At 60.4% G+C, this 16059-nt stretch carries 15 protein-coding genes and 2 tRNA genes; 3 read left to right on the forward strand and 14 right to left on the reverse strand.

The window, feature by feature from the left end:
* Positions 1-6: 6 nt before the first annotated feature.
* The 11 genes from nusA to HZB60_05710 all read right to left on the reverse strand — a co-directional run bounded on the left by nusA (position 7) and on the right by HZB60_05710 (position 10288).
* Entirely contained in the window at positions 7-1326 is a 1320-nt protein-coding gene (gene nusA, locus HZB60_05660; protein ID MBI5059253.1) for a transcription termination factor NusA, read from the reverse strand.
* Positions 1323-1829, reverse strand: coding sequence for a hypothetical protein (locus tag HZB60_05665; GenBank protein ID MBI5059254.1), 507 nt, complete (start codon positions 1827-1829; stop codon positions 1323-1325). The genes nusA and HZB60_05665 overlap by 4 nt, the downstream gene beginning before the upstream one ends.
* A 150-nt stretch (positions 1830-1979) precedes the next feature.
* Positions 1980-2657, reverse strand: a complete 678-nt coding sequence (locus HZB60_05670; GenBank protein ID MBI5059255.1) for a tetratricopeptide repeat protein — start codon at positions 2655-2657, stop codon at positions 1980-1982.
* A gap of 65 nt (positions 2658-2722) precedes the next feature.
* Positions 2723-2797, reverse strand: a tRNA-Arg gene (locus tag HZB60_05675).
* 168 nt (positions 2798-2965) lie between these two features.
* The gene (locus HZB60_05680; protein MBI5059256.1) at positions 2966-4357 is read right to left on the reverse strand and encodes an FAD-binding protein; all 1392 of its coding nucleotides are present in this window, start codon (positions 4355-4357) and stop codon (positions 2966-2968) included.
* Position 4358: 1 nt separating this feature from the next.
* Positions 4359-4634, reverse strand: a complete 276-nt coding sequence (locus tag HZB60_05685) for an acylphosphatase (protein ID MBI5059257.1) — start codon at positions 4632-4634, stop codon at positions 4359-4361.
* The gene (locus tag HZB60_05690) at positions 4631-6307 is read right to left on the reverse strand and encodes a hypothetical protein (protein MBI5059258.1); all 1677 of its coding nucleotides are present in this window, start codon (positions 6305-6307) and stop codon (positions 4631-4633) included. Before HZB60_05690 ends, HZB60_05685 begins: the two co-directional genes overlap by 4 nt.
* Positions 6308-6350: 43 nt before the next feature.
* On the reverse strand, positions 6351-7670 hold the full coding sequence (gene asnS, locus HZB60_05695; protein MBI5059259.1) for an asparagine--tRNA ligase: 1320 nt from the start codon (positions 7668-7670) through the stop codon (positions 6351-6353).
* Between the two features lie 27 nt (positions 7671-7697).
* The gene (locus HZB60_05700) at positions 7698-8690 is read right to left on the reverse strand and encodes an NAD(P)-dependent glycerol-3-phosphate dehydrogenase (protein ID MBI5059260.1); all 993 of its coding nucleotides are present in this window, start codon (positions 8688-8690) and stop codon (positions 7698-7700) included.
* Between the two features lie 6 nt (positions 8691-8696).
* A complete protein-coding gene (gene plsY / locus HZB60_05705) occupies positions 8697-9290 on the reverse strand; it encodes a glycerol-3-phosphate 1-O-acyltransferase PlsY (GenBank protein ID MBI5059261.1) in 594 nt (197 codons plus the stop codon).
* The gene (locus tag HZB60_05710) at positions 9287-10288 is read right to left on the reverse strand and encodes a phosphoribosylformylglycinamidine cyclo-ligase (protein MBI5059262.1); all 1002 of its coding nucleotides are present in this window, start codon (positions 10286-10288) and stop codon (positions 9287-9289) included. The genes plsY and HZB60_05710 overlap by 4 nt, the downstream gene beginning before the upstream one ends.
* 157 nt (positions 10289-10445) lie before the next feature.
* On the opposite strand from HZB60_05710, the gene HZB60_05715 reads away from it, so the two are divergent.
* Together HZB60_05715 and HZB60_05720 are read left to right on the forward strand one after the other, a co-directional pair.
* Positions 10446-11798 (forward strand): cytochrome ubiquinol oxidase subunit I, encoded by a 1353-nt coding sequence (locus HZB60_05715; protein ID MBI5059263.1) that lies wholly within the window; start codon positions 10446-10448, stop codon positions 11796-11798.
* On the forward strand, positions 11795-12925 hold the full coding sequence (locus HZB60_05720) for a hypothetical protein (GenBank protein MBI5059264.1): 1131 nt from the start codon (positions 11795-11797) through the stop codon (positions 12923-12925). The genes HZB60_05715 and HZB60_05720 overlap by 4 nt, the downstream gene beginning before the upstream one ends.
* A 103-nt stretch (positions 12926-13028) precedes the next feature.
* Here HZB60_05720 and HZB60_05725 read toward each other — a convergent pair.
* Positions 13029-13114 (reverse strand) — tRNA-Leu (locus tag HZB60_05725).
* 338 nt (positions 13115-13452) lie between these two features.
* Between HZB60_05725 and HZB60_05730 the strand changes: the two genes are divergently transcribed.
* Positions 13453-15003: an FAD-dependent thymidylate synthase gene (locus HZB60_05730; GenBank protein MBI5059265.1), complete on the forward strand. Its 1551-nt coding sequence runs from the start codon at positions 13453-13455 to the stop codon at positions 15001-15003.
* A gap of 101 nt (positions 15004-15104) precedes the next feature.
* Here HZB60_05730 and HZB60_05735 read toward each other — a convergent pair whose 3' ends face one another.
* A complete protein-coding gene (locus tag HZB60_05735; protein ID MBI5059266.1) occupies positions 15105-15575 on the reverse strand; it encodes a hypothetical protein in 471 nt (156 codons plus the stop codon).
* Between the two features lie 11 nt (positions 15576-15586).
* Positions 15587-16057, reverse strand: a complete 471-nt coding sequence (locus HZB60_05740) for a response regulator (GenBank protein ID MBI5059267.1) — start codon at positions 16055-16057, stop codon at positions 15587-15589.
* Positions 16058-16059: the final 2 nt, after the last annotated feature.

Consider the following 16059-nt stretch of genomic DNA (forward strand, 5'->3'; position numbering starts at 1 on the left):
GACGAATTAAGCCGCGGACGATGACGGGTCGGTGGCGGGGGCGGTCTGGGGGACGGCCTCGGCGTCGGCCTCGGTTTCGGCGGCGGGTTCGCCGGTTTCAATGAAGTAGGCGGCCAGGACTTCGAGGACGTGATCGGCGGATTCTTCATCGAGGCCGTCGATCAGGAGCAGTCGTTCCTTGCCGGCATCGAGCACGGTCTCCGCGGATTCGAAGCCGGCTTCGATAAGTTTGTGCTTGACCAGATCGTCGAGTTCCGCCACGTCGGCGACGAGCAGTTCTTCGGGCGCGAGGTATTCGGATTCCTTGATCGGCTGGATATTGTAGCCGGTCAATTGCGAAGCGAGTCGCACGTTCTGGCCGCGGCGGCCGATGGCGAACTGAATCTGATCGTCGGGCACGATGGCGGTGGCACTGCGGGATTCTTCGTCAACGGTGACCAGCAGCGGCGTCACGGGGGCCATGGCGCGTTTGATGTACAGTTCGGCGTCCTGACTCCAATGCACGATATCGATTTTTTCGTTGTTGAGTTCGCGCACGACGGCCTGAATGCGGATGCCTTTCATGCCGACGCACGCGCCGACGGGATCGATGCGTTTGTCGTGACTCATGACGGCGATTTTTGTGCGATCGCCGGGTTCGCGGGAGATGCTCTTAATCTCGATGATATTATCGAAGATCTCCGGGACTTCCAACTCGAACAGGCGGCGCACGAACATAGCGTCGGCGCGGGACAGCACGATCTCGGGGTCCTTGGTCGTGCGGTTGACTTCCTTGATTACGGCCCGGATGGCCTTGCCGCGAACGTATTTTTCGTTGTAGATCTGTTCGGGCTTGGGGACGATGGCGTCATGGCGATCCAGATTCACGCGGATTTCGCGGCGGTTGATCTGATGGATTTCGCCGGTGACGACTTCACCGATGCGGGCGGAGAATTCCTGGTAGATATTCTCCTTTTCGATTTCCTTGATCTTCTGGGTCAGATTCTGGCGCGCGGACGTGACGAGTCGCCGGCCGAAATCATCGACATTGACCAGTTCGGCGTAGGTTTCGCCGATATCGAGGTCGTCGTCGATTTTCAGAGCCCGGGAGAGCGGGATCTGGGTGACGGGATCGGTGACGTCGTCATCATCGACCACGACTTTTTCGCAGAAGATTTCGATATCGCCTTTTTCGAGGTTAAAGATGACCTCGAAGTTATCCGCATGGCCGTATTTCTTTTTGATCATCGTGAGGAAGACGCCCTCGATGATTTCCTGAAACACGTCGCGGTCGATGTTCTTGTCGCGGAGGATTTGACCAACCGCTTCAACGATGGGGGCATTCATCGCTGCGTCTCCTTCGCTTCGGCCTTCGGCTGTTTCGCAGGTTTGCCGGCCGCCGGGGTCTTGAACTCGGGCAGGACGACGGCGGACTGACATTCGGCGAAGGCAGGATGCCACTCCTGTTTGTCGCCGGTCAAGGTGAAGCCGTCGTCGGTGATCTGGGATAGTCTGCCGCTGATTTCGCGGGGGCCTTTTTCGCCGGGGACGCGGATTTTCAGGAGCCGACCGAGGTTCTTTTCAAATTGCCAGCGTTCGCGCAGCGGGAAGTCCAGGCCGGGCGAGCTGACTTCGAGTTTGTAATTTTCGGAGATGATTCGTTTTTCCGCGACGAGAAATTGAATTTGACGCGCGAGATTCACACAATCATCAATCGTGAGTCCACCGACTTTGCGATCGGCGATCACGCGGATCTGGGTCGTTCCGCCGGATACCCGAGCGGAGAATTCGAGCGTGGTGACGCCTTCCGTATCCAGCAAATCGCGGATTTCTGATTCCAGTCTGGTCATGCGAGGTGCGGAGCGTCACGCCTTGGCGATCGCGACGGTGGGCGGTCGGGTTCAGATTTCGTTCAAAGAAAAAGTGGGCTCAGGCCCACTTCAATTGCTGTACCAATATACGGATAATATCGAAGAATCGCAAATTCGGTCCGATGGGACTCATTGCAGGTTGTCCAGTTCCTTCTTGGCCTGCTGCGCCAGCGAACTTTCGGGGTACTTTTCGCGCAGGGTTTGCAGGAGGTCGATTGCCTTATCTTTTTGATTTAACTTAAGATAGTTGCGTTCGGCATCCAGCAGACTTTGGGGAGCATAGGGCAAATCGGCGTGGGACTTCGCGAGTTGTTCGTAGAGCTTGGCGGCTTCCTCGTATTGTCCGAGGGCTTCCTTGGTGGCCGCCAGCCCGGACATGGCGGACGCATCGACGAACTTATCGACCGCATAGTCCTTCAAATACGCTTGAAAGTTCGCTTCCGCAGTTGAAAAGTCATTTTGTTCGAAGGCGATCCGGCCCAGGAAATACTTAGCCTCTCCGGCGGCAGCACCCGTGTACTTGCCAACAACTTTGTCAAACTCTTCCTTGGCCTGCGCGAGGTTGCCGGTGCCATAGGCGGTCTTCGCAATCGTAAGCTCATAGCTTTCTTCAAGCTTAGCACTGGACATCATCCGGGACACGACGACGGCGCCAGCGACAACGACGAGAATGGCCACGGCGGCGCCAAGGACGAGGTTCTTGTGGGCGGTATAATAGTGTTCGAGCTTGTAGGTCAGGTCAACAAGCTTGTCTTGCTTGAGTTCGTGGCGGGTCAGTCGGCCTTTGGTCGCAGCCTTGGTTGCCATCGGTTTCGGGGTTGGATTAAGAACTGAAGCGGAGTCGGACGTGGTTGCGGCGCGTGGGCGAGTAGTACCCCCGAGAGGACTCGAACCTCCGACGCAGAGTTTAGGAAACTCTCGCTCTATCCATACTGAGCTACGGGGGCGGGTTTCCGTAAGCTTAAAAGATACAAAGATCCGGGCGCAAAGTCAAGGGAATGTAAGGTGTTGAGTTTGTATTAACATAGCCAGTATTCGCCCCGGACCGTTCCGGTTGAAGCGGAAAGACCCCGACTTCGGCGGGGTGAGGGCACCCTGCTCGGCGGAGAACCCGCCTATTCCGGCAACAGCTTTCCAGGGTTGAAGATGTTGAGCGGGTCAAGGGCGCGTTTGAGGGAACGCTGGAATTCGATCTCGGCGGGGGACATGGCGAGATGCAGGTAGCGACGCTGCACATGCCCGATGCCGTGCTCACCGGAGACCGTGCCGCCGAGACTGACGGTCAGACGGAAGATCTCGTGGACGGCGTCGTGCAGCTCGTGTTCCCAGACGTGATCGCTGACACCGAATTTCAGGATATTGCAGTGGACATTGCCATCGCCGGCGTGACCGTAGCAGATGACGCGCAGGCCCCAGCGATCACAGATTTCGTGAACGCCTTTGACGAGCGCGGGCAGCTTTGAGCGGGGAACGACGGTATCCTCTTCTTTGTACGGACAAATGGACTTGACGGCTTCACCCGCAGCGCGGCGGATGGCCCAGATTTCCGTTTGTTGGGCCGGGGAGCCCGCCAAGAAGATATCGGCCGCGCCCGCGGCGTCGAGCACGGCACTGATCGTCTCCATTTCGGAGTCGAGAACCGCTTCGGAATTGCCGTCCACTTCGATCAACAACACGGCGGCCCGATCGGAAAACGGGATCTTTTCGCCGCGATGATTCTGAATCGCCAGCAGGCAGGCCTGCTCCATGAATTCCATCGCGCAGGGGACGACGCCGGTACGCATGACGGCCGGGACGGCGGCCGCGGCCGCGACGAGCTCATCAAAGGGTACGAGCAAGGTGCGGCGGAATTTGGGCAGCGCGATCAGCTTGAGCGTGATCTCGGTAACGATGCCGAGCGTGCCCTCGCTGCCGACGAAGAGCTGGGCCATGTTGTAACCCGTCACGTCTTTGTAGCGCTTGCCGCCGAAGGTCAGCAACTCGCCGCCGTGCGTGACCACCTTCACGCCATAGACATAGTCGCGGGTGACGCCGTACTTGAGGGCGCGTGGGCCCCCGGCGCCTTCCGCGACGTTGCCGCCGATGGTGCAGGAGCCGCGGCTGGCCGGATCGGGGGGATAGAACAGGCCGCGCGCTTCGACAGCCTCCTGAAGCTGCTGCGTGATGACACCCGGCTCGCAGACGACGAAGAAGTTTTCTTCGTCAATCTCCCGAATCCGATTCATGCGATCGAGACTGAGAACGATTCCGCCGCGTGTCGCAAGTGCACCGCCGGATAGTCCCGTGCCGCCGCCGCGGGCAACGAGGGGCAGCGCGCGTCGCTCGGCCAGCCGGACGACCTCCTGAATTTCAGTCGCGGTATCTGGCCGAACCACGAATTGCGGCGGGAAGACCAGGTCCTCGGTCTCATCGTGTTCGTACTTGCCGAAATCGTCGTGGCCAGGCCGCAGCAGATAGCGCTCACCGACTATTCCGGAGAGATCGCGCGCTATGTGTTCCGATGCCATCTCAGCGGACGCGAAAAACAGTGCGGCCGGTCGGAGCGCCGGGCAAGATCTCGACAGCATCGACGCGCGATTGCGGCGGGCCTTTGTGCAACAGCCGGACCAACTCGTCCACCTGCTCCGGCGGGCCTTCGATCAAGGCCTCCACCCTGCCGTCGGCGAGATTGGTGACGTAGCCGCCCAGCCCGAGTTTTTCGGCCTGTTCGATGACGAAGAACCGATAGCCGACACCCTGCACTCGTCCGGAGACGACGGCGTTGACACAGACGATCTCACTCACGGGGTCACGGCCCGCACATGGTAGATGAGCAGATTGCCCGCGCCCGGGGCGGTGAGGTCGGTGTAGCTATTTGTCGGCGAGTTGCCGATCAGCAAACCATCCGCGCCGTCGGCCAGCAGACCGCGGTAAATGTTGTACCCACTGACGGTCACGGGATTGCCATTGACATCTTGCGTGACGGGAGACCAATTCAGCAGAATATGTCCGGCGGATTGGATTGCCGTCAGGTTCAGTGGGACTTGCGGAGCCGCGGGAACCGTGAATACGGCGTTGAAGACAATCGGACCGGCCGACCCGGCGGCGGGATGGAAACCGGTGTTAAAGAAGCCGGAGTTGTCCACCGCTTCGAGATAATAGCGGATAATCGTGGTGGAACTGATCCCCGGAATCGTGAAGTGGTAGGCGCTCCCCGTGTTACTGTCCGAGGGCGCCTCCTGCCACGCGCCGCCGCCGAATTTGTAATGAATAGAGGCGAACAGAATGCCGTTGTCATCGGTGATGGTGGCATGGACGGGATAGGGCCCGTTGAAATTCGTCGGCGAGGGCCAGACGGTTACGGACGAGAATGCCGGAGGAATGTTGTCATTGATCCAGTTAAACGAGTAGTTGGTTCCCGGCGCACCGGCCGGTGACACGGCGGTATTGGCGTTGGTTGCCGCATCACGCGCCCAGACATAATAGCGGACGTTCTGGACCGGGCTGCCGGACATCTGCGGAATCTGGAAGCTGAACACATCGCCGATTACACTCTGCGGACCGACAGCTATCCACGGCCCGGCGGCGATGGAATAGAAGAGGGCCGCGGAGTCGATCCCGCTGGCATCGGTAATGGTCGCGTTCACGGCGTAGGGCCCGGGGAAAGGCGTGTCCGTCAACACGGTAACGCCGGCGATGGTGGGATCGAGCAGGTCGCCGCCGAGGTTGCTGGCGCTCAGGCGGTAGTAGCCCGCGGCCGTGGTAAAGTTCCAGTTTGCTTCCATGCTAACGGACTGGATCGTGCAAACGCTGCCGATGCCGGGGACCACCCATTCGTAGATGCGATAGTTTTCGTCGGAATAGGGGATGCCAAGAATATCGATGTGATCCGTCGAGTACGTGCGGATTACCAGACAACTGAGCGGGCCGCCGAAGGGGACCGTCACGGTTCCCCAACCCACGACGCTATTGACTCGGCTGGAGGTGATGTCCATGCCCTCGGTCGGGGACCAAGTCCAGGCGGACGTCCAGGCGCTGCCCATGGTCATCGGATAGTGATAGATGTTCCATTGGGGCGCGTTGTAGGTATAGACACTTCCATTTTGCGAGATTCCGCGCCCCCAGGTGCCGTCCGCCAGTTCATCTTCGTACACCCATTGCGCACTGCCGCCCATCGTCTGATACTCGGTGTAGGAGGTATTGGCCGGAGCCGGAGCCGGCGCATCGCCGGTGGCATGGATTTCGGAGGTGGCGGTGGAAGTGGTAGGGCCGTTCGTGAAGTCCCAGTTGCCGCCCTGCGCGGAGGGATTGAGGGCGGCGATGTTGACGGGGGTGTTTGAGGCGGTATTGAAGTAGTCCCAGTAGTTTCCGATCTGATCCGCGCCGTAGGGCCAGTTCGTGGCATCGATGGTCACTTGGGCGAATACGGAGCAGGCAGAGAGCAGAGCAAAGACCAAACTGATCGTGGTTTTCATCATCCGGTTCTCCATTTACATTGAGCGGGGCGTATGGAGGCCCTGCTCAGGGTTTCAGGCGCGACATCATCCGCGGGAAAGGAATCGTTTCACGAACGTGCGGGAGGGCGCAGATCCAGGCGACCGTGCGCTCGAGTCCCAGGCCGAATCCGGCGTGGGGTACGCTGCCGAATCGGCGCAGATCAAGATACCAATCGTAGGCATCTTGCGGGAGGTTTTCATGTTTGATGCGGGCGATCAGCGTATCGCAGCTATCTTCACGGACACCGCCGCCGATGATCTCGCCTTTGCCCTCGCTGGCGAGCATGTCGAAGCCGAGCGCCAGTTTGTCATCCTGCGGATCGCGCTTCATGTAGAAGGCTTTGATCGCCGACGGGAAGTGGTGCATCATGACGGGGCGATCGAACTGATTGGAAATTGTGGTCTCTTCGTCCGCGCCGATGTCTCCACCCCACTCGATTTCGTGACCGTTCCGGCGCAGGATTTCGATTCCTTCGGAATAGGTGATCCGCGGGAACGGACGGCGGATCTTTTCGAGGATGGCCGTATCGCGCTCGATAACCTTCAGCTCTTCCGGCCGGGTTTCGAGTACGCGCGCCACGATGAACTCGATCATCTCCTCGGCGAGGGACATATCGCCGTCGAGATCCAGATAGGCGACTTCCGGCTCGATCATCCAGAATTCGGTGAGGTGGCGGCGCGTCTTGGATTTTTCGGCGCGGAAGGTTGGGCCGAACGTGTAAATTTTGCCGAAGGCCATGGCGCCGGCTTCGCCGTAGAGCTGTCCGGATTGCGTCAGGTAAGCGGGTTCGCCGAAGTAGTCGGTCTCGAAGAGGGTTGACGTACCCTCGCAGGCGGCCGGAGTGAAGATGGGCGGATCGAAGAGCGTAAAGCCGCGCGCATCGAAGAAGTCGCGGATCGCCTTGACGATGGTATGGCGGATGCGGAGAATGGCATGCTGACGTTTGCTGCGAATCCACAGGTGGCGATGATCCATCAGGAAGGCCGTGCCGTGCTCTTTGGGCGTGATCGGGTATTCCTCGGCGAGGGCGACAACGATCAGGCTCGCGATGGTGAGTTCGTGTCCGCCGGGCGCTCGCGCATCGGCGCGGACGGAACCGGTGACCAGCAGCGAAGATTCCTGGGTGAGCGCATCGATCTCGGCGAGCACCTGTTCGCCGACATCGGCCAGCGACGCGACGCACTGGACGATGCCGGTGCCGTCGCGCAGCACGACGAAGCGGATCTTGCCGGACGAGCGCATGTGATAGAGCCAGCCCTTGACCGTGACGATCTGGCCGACGTGGTGAGACAGGTCCTCAACATAGACCTGCGGGAGCTTGGTAATAGCCGGATCAGCGTTCATGATATGTAGATTCGAGGGTGAGTCAAGTCAATTTTCGCTCTTCAGGGACCGCATCATGAGTTCACGAAGGGCGAGACGCGCATCTTTGCCCGCAAAGAGGATTTCGGAAACCGCGGTAGTGATGGGCATTTCGATGCGGTGTTGGGCGGCCAATTCGAGGGCGGCGCGGGCGGTCCAAACGCCCTCGGCGACCTGTGTCATGGAGGCGAGCACCTGGTCGAGGGATTCGCCGCGGCCGATGCGCTCGCCGACGGTCCGATTGCGGCTCAGCGGTGAGGAGCAGGTCGTAACCAGATCCCCCATCCCGGCCAGCCCGGCGAAGGTGGCGCGTTTGCCGCCCAGCGTCTCGCCGAGGCGAGTCATTTCGGCAAGGCCGCGCGTGATCAACGCGCCGATGGCGTTTTGGCCGAGGCCGAGTCCGGAGGAGACGCCGGCCGCGAGGGCAATCACGTTTTTTAGTGCTCCGGCGAGTTCGACGCCGATCAGGTCGTCGCTGGAATAGAGCCTGAATTGCGGTCCGGAGCATTCCGCTTGGACGCGTTCGGCGGTGGCCGGGTTTGTCGAAGCGACGACGGCAGTCGCGGGCATGCCCGCGGCGATTTCTCCGGCAAGAGTCGGGCCAGAGAGCGCCGCGAAATGTTCCAGCGAAAAGCCTTCCCACGCCTGCTCGATAATCTGCGAGACCCGGGCGAGGGTTTTCTGCTCGATGCCCTTTGACAACGAGATCGCGGACCGGGGATATCGCGCCGGGCGTAGCTGACCCAGTGCGCCGCGTAGGTGTTGAACCGGAACGGCGAGGAAGCAGAGCTCCACGGATGCGAGGCAATCCCGGTCCGAGGTCGCGCGGACTCCGGAAGGAATTTCGACGTCGGGGAGGTAGCGCGCATTGACGCGGTTCGTGGTGACGTCGCGCACGACGGACGGCTCGTTGGAATAGAGCGTGATCTCGTGACCCTGCCGCGCGAAGAGGACGGCGAGGGTGGTCCCCCAATTTCCGGCTCCGAGAATCGTCGCTTTCATGCGCGGCTACACAATCGGGCGCTCTTTGCGCGCCAGCAATCGTTGGATGTTTCCGCGATGGGTGAAGATGATGAACAAACCCAGCGCGGCGGAAAACAGAATCACGACGGGCGACGCGTCGCCGGCGAACCAGATGATCAGCGGGAGCGAAATAACCGCTGCCAGCGAGGCGACGGAGACGATGCGCATCGCGGCGAAGAAGACGGCCCAGACGAGTGCGGCGAGGCCGAGCGACGTGGGGTCGATCGCGAGCATCACGCCGGCACTCGTGGCCACACCTTTACCTCCGCGAAAACCGGCGAAGGGGGTGAACACATGGCCCAGCACGGCGGCGGCGCCCACGATGACACCCGCCAGGGGTTGATCGGTTGCGGGAAAGAACTGGGTGACAGCCAGCGTCGGCACAAGTCCTTTGAGCGTGTCGAGTACGAGCACGATGACGGCCCATTTGCGGCCCAGTACACGGGAGACATTGGTGGCTCCCGAACCGCCGGAGCCGGCGGCTCGCGGATCCATACCCTTGACGGCCCGAGTGATCCAGATCCCGGTGGGAATTCCGCCGACAACGTATCCGATCAGCGCCGCCCAGATAAGATTCAATGCTCGATTCGCCCCATGGTGTAAACGCGCTCACCGGCATTTTCGAGCATCGCGGCCAGCTCCGGCGCGGCCGCGACATCGACGATGGCGATGGCGCCGATTCCGAGATTGAAGACCTGTCGCATTTCCGGCTCCGGGACCTGCCCGTGAGATTGAATGAGTTCAAATAGTTCCGGCCGGGGCCAACTGCTCCAGTCAACATGCAGGTGCAGGGACTTGGGAATCACGCGCTCGGTATTTTCGACGATACCGCCGCCGGTGATATGACTCAGGGCATGCAGTTCGGGATGGCCGATGAGCTTGCCCAGCGACGGCAGGTAACAGCGGTGTGGCTCCATCAGGGCCGCGGCGAGGAAGCGGGAATCGTTGAGTCGGTATTGCTGTAATTCTCCGCTCGCGATCCAGTCGGCGAAGACCTTGCGAATCAGCGAATAGCCATTCGTGTGCGGGCCGTTTGCGGCCAGACCGAGCAGCACATCGCCCGCTTTGACATTTCGGCCATCGAGCATCTGATCGCGGCGCACGCGGCCGACGATGGTTCCGGCGAGGTCAAAGTCCCCGGGGGCGTACAATCCGGGCATCTCGGCGGTTTCGCCACCGATCAGGGCGAGGCCGTGATCGCGGCAGGCCGCGGCCAGACTTTCAGCGAGGGTCGCGGCGGTGTCGGGGTCCATCCGTCCGAAGGCGAGGTAGTCGAGAAAGAAGAGTGGCCGCGCGCCGCACATGAGGATATCGTTGACGCTGTGCTGAACGAGATCGCGACCAAGTCCGTTGATCATTCCGAGCTTTACGCCGAGCAGGAGTTTTGTACCGACGCCGTCGGTGGATGCAACGAGCACATCGGCATCGGGTCCGTCGGCGAGGGCAAAGCAGCCGCCGAAATGGCCAACGTCGCTGACGACTCCGGGAGTGAACGTGGTGCGGGCCGCGGCGGCGATCCGGGCCTTGGCGGATTGGGCTCGATGGAGATCGACTCCGGCGGACAAATAGCTTTCCATATCAGTGCAGTTTAAGCAATTACGGGCGAAAAGTCAAGGGATCCGGAGATGAAGCCGATCAAACCCGCAGGAGTGAGGAACCGCTTGAGCGCCGAGAGACTTGACATTGTGAATAGAATCACTTAATTGCGATAGCGCAATTTGAGGAGTTCGTCTATTGTACTATCCGATTTGGGATTTGCCGGTGGCTGGCGGCGCCTTGGCGATTGCCGGGATCGCCATTGTGCACGTGATCATCGCGCATTTTGCGGTGGGCGCGGGGATCTTCAACGTGCTGACGGAGCGCCGGGCTCGAGTGACGGCGGACGCGACCTTGTTGGGGTTCGTGCGCGAGAACTCGCGATTCCTGATCTACCTCTCGTTTGTGGCGGGCGCGATCACCGGGGTCGGGATCTGGTTCACGATCGGTCTGGTGTCACCGGAGGCGACGACCTACTTGATTCGCGTGTTCTTCTGGATCTGGGCGATCGAATGGGTGTTCTTTGTCGTCGAGTTGGCCAGCGGCTACGTTTACTACTATACATGGGATCGACTATCGCCGGTCCTGCACGAAGCGGTGGGCTGGATCTACGCGGGCAGTGCGTTTATGTCGCTCGTGATGATCAATGGAATCTTGACGTTCATGCTGACGCCGGGCGATTGGTTGCAGACCGGGGCCGTATTCGACGCGTGGCTGAATCCGTCGTTCTGGCCGTCGCTGTTCCTGCGTCTGGTTTCGGCACTGTCCTTGGCGGGGATCTTTGTGGCCCTGGTGGCGGCGCGCACGAAGCGGTATGCCGCGGCGGAGCGCACGCGGATCGTGAAGTGGGGCGCGTATTTCCTGCTCAGCATGGCGTTCATGCCGCTGTTGGCCGTCTGGTATTTTTCGACGATCCCCGCGGCGTCGCGCGATCTGGCGCTGGGCGGCGCGATCGCGATGAGCTTTATCTTCGTGTTCGGCGCAATTTTATCGTTTTTGGCCGGCGTGTACGCGTATTTCGGGGTGTTGCGAAAGGCGCGGGATATTAATTTTGAGACGGCGGTTCTACTCGCCGTGATCGCGTTCATGGCCACGGCGTCGATGGAATTTGTGCGGGAGGGGATTCGCAAGCCGTATGTGATCCGGGACATCATATACTCGAACGGTATTCTGCTGGCGGACGTGGCGAAGTTCAATCAGGAGGGGATATTGGCCAACTCGCGCTGGGTGCAACCGGACTCCGCACTGGGCGGAAGCGAGTCGGCGCGGGGGGAAGCGATCTACAAGCTGCAATGCTTACGGTGTCATCAGATCGAGGGTTACAACGCGATGGTCCCGCTCATCAAGACCTGGAACCGACCGTTGGTGATGTCGGCGCTGGACCATCTCGACTTGCTGAAGGGGTTCATGCCGCCGTTTATCGGCACGGAATCCGAGCAGTTGGCGCTCGCGACGTACTTGATGACACTCACCGACCGACAAGGGTGTGCCGTAGCGACCGACAGTCTCGAACTTGAATTGGACAGCGTGGACACGGAGGAAACTCCATGACCGGATTCCCGGCGGTACCGGCTTCTGCGTTCCTGCTCGATCATTTGCTCGGGCTGCTGTTTATCCTGCACGTGTTGTTCATGAACTACGTGTTGATCGCGCCGTTTGTGATCGCCTGGTTTCTGATTGCGAAGGGCAACCGGGGCCGCTTGCGGGCGCGTTGGATGTCGGCGGCGTTGCCCGTCGCGTACACCTTCGCGATCAATCTCGGAGTGGCCTGTCTGCTATTTGTGCAGGTGCTGTTTCCCGGCAAGTTCTTCACGGCGAACATCTTGATCGGTTCGGCCTGGTTGGGCGTCATCGGATTGTTGTTGGCGAGCTTCTATGGCGTGTATCTCGTCAAGCTGTGGATTGAGAATGAGCGGGTGCATGCGATTTGGCCCGGGCTGCTCTCATTGGCGGTCGGGTTGCTCGTCGTTGGCATCGGACTGACGATGATCGCGAACTACTTTGTGACGACGACGGAGGCGAGTTGGCCGGATTATCAGACGAACGCGTCGCTGGTGCTCAAGGCCAGAACGTTGCTGCCCCGCTCGCTGCACTATCTACTCGGAGCCATGGCCATCACCGGGTTCTGGATGGTCTGGATCGCGGGATGGCGCTCGCGGCTCGTTGCGGATGCCGGTGAACTCGACAAGCTGCGGCGGCAGGGGTTGCTGATCGCCGCCGGAGCCACGGCCGGTCAGGTGGTGATCGGAATCTGGTACTTACTCTCGCTGGAGCCGGTGTATTGGGACAAGTTGTTTAGCGGCGGATTCGCCAGCATCGTTTGGATCAGCGGCGTAGCGGCCGGGCTGATTTTGCTCGTGGTCCTGATCGTTGCCAATTTTATTCCGCAGCAACGGCAGTGGCAGCGAATCGCGTCCGTGCTCTTGGCCTGGACGCTGGTGGGCATGGTTTCTGGTCGGGAGCTGATCCGAATCACATCGTTCGGGGCGGACTTTGACCTGCGCGGACTGCCGAGCCAGACTCAGCAAGGTCCGATGTTGATGTTCAGTTGGCTGCTGCTTGGCGCCCTGGCGATCCTGGCAGGGTTGTTGTTCGTCGTGCTGCGGGCCGTCCGGCAGACTGCGGCGAACGCGGGAACGTCAACCGGAGCAGACATCCCCGCCTCACCTGAGAATTGAGGCGGAGGCAACGGCGAACCGGAACCCGGCCTGGAGGGGGCGTGGAAAGCTTCAGAACACGAGACAGCCTCGCATCGATGCGAGGCTGTACGCTGTTGGACGGTGCCGAGGGCCGGAATCGAACCGGCACGGAGCCAAAGCTCCGGCAGATTTTGAGTCTGCTGCGTCTACCAGTTCCACCACCCCGGCGATTGAAGCGATCCGACAGAAAAATAAACCACTGGCCAAGCGGAGCTTGATAAACGTGGGGGGCCATTTACCAAAGCTACAACGCAGCCAGTGGTAATCCACAGTGACCGAATTGAAGTGGTCTCTCGACCGTTAGGAGTCTAAATATAGCAGGTTCAGGTCAAAAACGCAACTCTTGCCCGATTAGTTCCTTACGGCGGCTCGGGCGGAGGGCTGAATTATCAGGGTTCCCCGCTTGAGAATGCCGGGAATTTGCTATATTACAGGTTCTACTTGAAATGGCGGGATTCTTCCGACTGGCAGATGAATCTCATTAAGGAATCATAACTTACCGACCGATGGCACTGTTCGTAAGACTGGCAGGATTCAACATAGATGCTGACCTGTTGGCTGATGTTGTAGAAACCATACAGCAGGTTATCCGTGAGGCGCCGTCACCGGGTTCAGGCTCAGGAGGCGACCCCCGGGCGCTCGTGGAGCAGCTGGGGGCGATGGCTCGCGAGCGGTTGTCGGTAGATTCGTTCACGCCGGAGACGATTTCGGCGGCTTATGCGAGGATCAGTCGCGACCCCAGCCACGTTAGCGAGCTCCGGCAGTCAGCGCGGTTCGGGGTGGCTCGTGCCCGGAAATCGAATGAGACCATAATCTTCGGGCTTGGACATGCCTCTGTGGCGGAGCACGCTTGCTTCAATTTCGACGTTTCGGGGATCTCCCGGTTGGCCTCGGAGGAGTTGCAATCGCATCGGCTGGCGAGTTTTACGGAGAAGTCGCAGCGCTATATTACGATCGGCAGCGAGTACGTGCTGCCGCCGGAAGCCGTGGACAGCGATGTGGCGCGCGAATTCATCGCCGCAATGCCGGAGTTGTTCCGCACGTATGACCGGCTGACCACGACGCTATCCGAGCGCTACGTTTCGCAGGCGGCACCGGACGCGAGTCGGGGCCAGATTCGAGATCTGGAGACGCGGGCAAAGGAAGACACGCGCTATCTGTTGCCGCTGGCGTGCGCGACGCAAATGGGAATGACCATGAATGCGCGCAACGTTGAGCATGTGGTCTGCGAGCTTTCGGATCATCCATTGCAGGAGTTGCGTGACTTGGGAAGGGCGATCGCAAATGCGGTGGGGCCGTTGGCTCCGTCACTGGTCAAATACACGGTGCGGGGTGACTACCCGCGCCGGAACCGGGAACGGCTGAGCCAAAGTTCGCGCGGCACGGCTGCGAAGCAGAGTGGTCCACTCGACGTGTTCAGCGGACCGCGAGTTCGGATCATCTCACATACACCGGACGCGGAGAGCCGGATCCTGGCGGGCATCCGGTTTACGAGTGGCCATGGGGCCTGGCCGCATGAATTGCCCGATGCAGCCGACGCGGCGGTTTGGCTTGAGGTATTTCGCTCGATGGGAGCGCACGATCCGGCGCTCCGGGAGTTTGAGTTGGCGAGTATCACATTTGAAGCTGAGGTCAGCGCATCGTGCTTCGCACAACTCAAGCGACATCGCATGATGACGCTGCTGCACCAAGCCTACGAGCTGGACGCCGGGATCGTCTTGCCGCCGAGCATCCGCGAAGCCAGATTGGACGCGGAATTCCTCGGCGCCGCAGGACAGGCCTTGCAGGCGGCACGTCGCGTCGCGGCGCATGCCCCGCTCCTGGCTTCATACTTGCTGACCAATGCTCACCGCAAACGCGTTGTGATGCAGGCAAACGCCCGGGAGCTCTATCATTTTTCGCGTCTGCGTTGCGATGCCCATGCGCAGTGGGAGATTCGGGAATTGGGGCAGCAGATGATGGATCAAGCATCGCGCCTGTGGCCGAGGGTGTTCCTGCTCGCTTGCGGGAAGGATAAGTATCAGGAGACGTACGAGCGAGTATTCGGGGCGGAGTGAGAGATTGCGGCGGCGCGGGGACGCACCGTTTGGCGGATTTGAGAAAAAGACCCGCGGCGAGATTCGCCGCGGGTCTTGCTCACGCTGGAACCGGCGGGTAATCAGCCGCCGATTACTTTGTATGACTGCTGGGTGTGCGCGAGCGTGTCACCGCTGCCGGTCTGAATCGCCCACGCATTGATGGTCTCGTGGTTATCGGCATCGCCGTCGCCCCAATAGAAAACCGCCGGCGTGGAGCCCCACCAGGCGAAGTTGGTATCGAGGCGAGTGGTCACGTTCGGGGTGACGAAGGGTCCGGTTGCCGCCACACACGCGACGAGGATTCCGCTCTTGGCCGCGCCGTCGGTGCCATAGACGCGTACCGTGATCGTGTCGTTGGTCCCGCGCACCAGGGCCTGGCCGTGAATCAGTCGAATCGACCATTCGCCGATGGGGACACCGGTCGAGTCGTCGTTGCCCGTGCTTTTCTTGCGACAGGAGTTGCCGGTAAGAGCGAGCACCACAAGTCCCAACCACAGCAGCCGCGACAGCCACAGCAAGCGCGCGGAGGGGCCAACAAGAAGCCGTGCCATGACAGATCCCTTCATCGAGTGAGCAGCATTCGTACGAGGATACCCAATAGAATCCAGACCGGAATCGAAATCAACAAGGCCGTATTAATTCCGCGAACGGTGGTCAGGTTGCTGCGCAGTTCCAGCGTCGCCAGCGCGCGATTCATGACCATGGCAAGCTGGTGCATCTCGACGGGTTTGATGAGAAAGTCGTAGGCCCCGTCGCGGATGGCCTGTTTGGCGGTGTCCAGGGCGGGGTAGCCGGTGACCATGACAAACAGGACTTTTGGATTGACGCGCTTTAGCTCATGCAAGAGGTCCATGCCGGTCTTGACGGGCATCATCAGGTCGGAGATGACGAGATCGATTTTCTCATGGAGGAAGACGTTCATACCGACATCGACTCCGTCCGCCTCGAGCACCGTGTGGCCCTTGTCCTCGATAAACCCACGCAAGACCGCGCGGTAGGCGGGGTCGTCATCGATTACGAGAATTCTGGCCATGG

The sequence above is a fragment of the candidate division KSB1 bacterium genome, assembly GCA_016214895.1.
In the GTDB taxonomy this organism is placed as follows: Bacteria; Electryoneota; RPQS01; order RPQS01; family RPQS01; genus JACRMR01.

Bases quoted from the DNA above. Each gene is read 5' to 3' on its own strand.
- HZB60_05740 (MBI5059267.1), bottom strand. From the start codon at position 16,057: ATGGCCAGAATTCTCGTAATCGATGACGACCCCGCCTACCGCGCGGTC.
- HZB60_05670 (MBI5059255.1), bottom strand. From the start codon at position 2,657: ATGGCAACCAAGGCTGCGACCAAAGGCCGACTGACCCGCCACGAACTC.
- nusA (MBI5059253.1), bottom strand. From the start codon at position 1,326: ATGAATGCCCCCATCGTTGAAGCGGTTGGTCAAATCCTCCGCGACAAG.
- HZB60_05665 (MBI5059254.1), bottom strand. From the start codon at position 1,829: ATGACCAGACTGGAATCAGAAATCCGCGATTTGCTGGATACGGAAGGC.
- HZB60_05720 (MBI5059264.1), top strand. From the start codon at position 11,795: ATGACCGGATTCCCGGCGGTACCGGCTTCTGCGTTCCTGCTCGATCAT.
- HZB60_05680 (MBI5059256.1), bottom strand. From the start codon at position 4,357: ATGGCATCGGAACACATAGCGCGCGATCTCTCCGGAATAGTCGGTGAG.
- HZB60_05710 (MBI5059262.1), bottom strand. From the start codon at position 10,288: ATGGAAAGCTATTTGTCCGCCGGAGTCGATCTCCATCGAGCCCAATCC.
- asnS (MBI5059259.1), bottom strand. From the start codon at position 7,670: ATGAACGCTGATCCGGCTATTACCAAGCTCCCGCAGGTCTATGTTGAG.
- HZB60_05700 (MBI5059260.1), bottom strand. From the start codon at position 8,690: ATGAAAGCGACGATTCTCGGAGCCGGAAATTGGGGGACCACCCTCGCC.
- HZB60_05735 (MBI5059266.1), bottom strand. From the start codon at position 15,575: ATGGCACGGCTTCTTGTTGGCCCCTCCGCGCGCTTGCTGTGGCTGTCG.
- HZB60_05730 (MBI5059265.1), top strand. From the start codon at position 13,453: ATGGCACTGTTCGTAAGACTGGCAGGATTCAACATAGATGCTGACCTG.
- HZB60_05690 (MBI5059258.1), bottom strand. From the start codon at position 6,307: ATGATGAAAACCACGATCAGTTTGGTCTTTGCTCTGCTCTCTGCCTGC.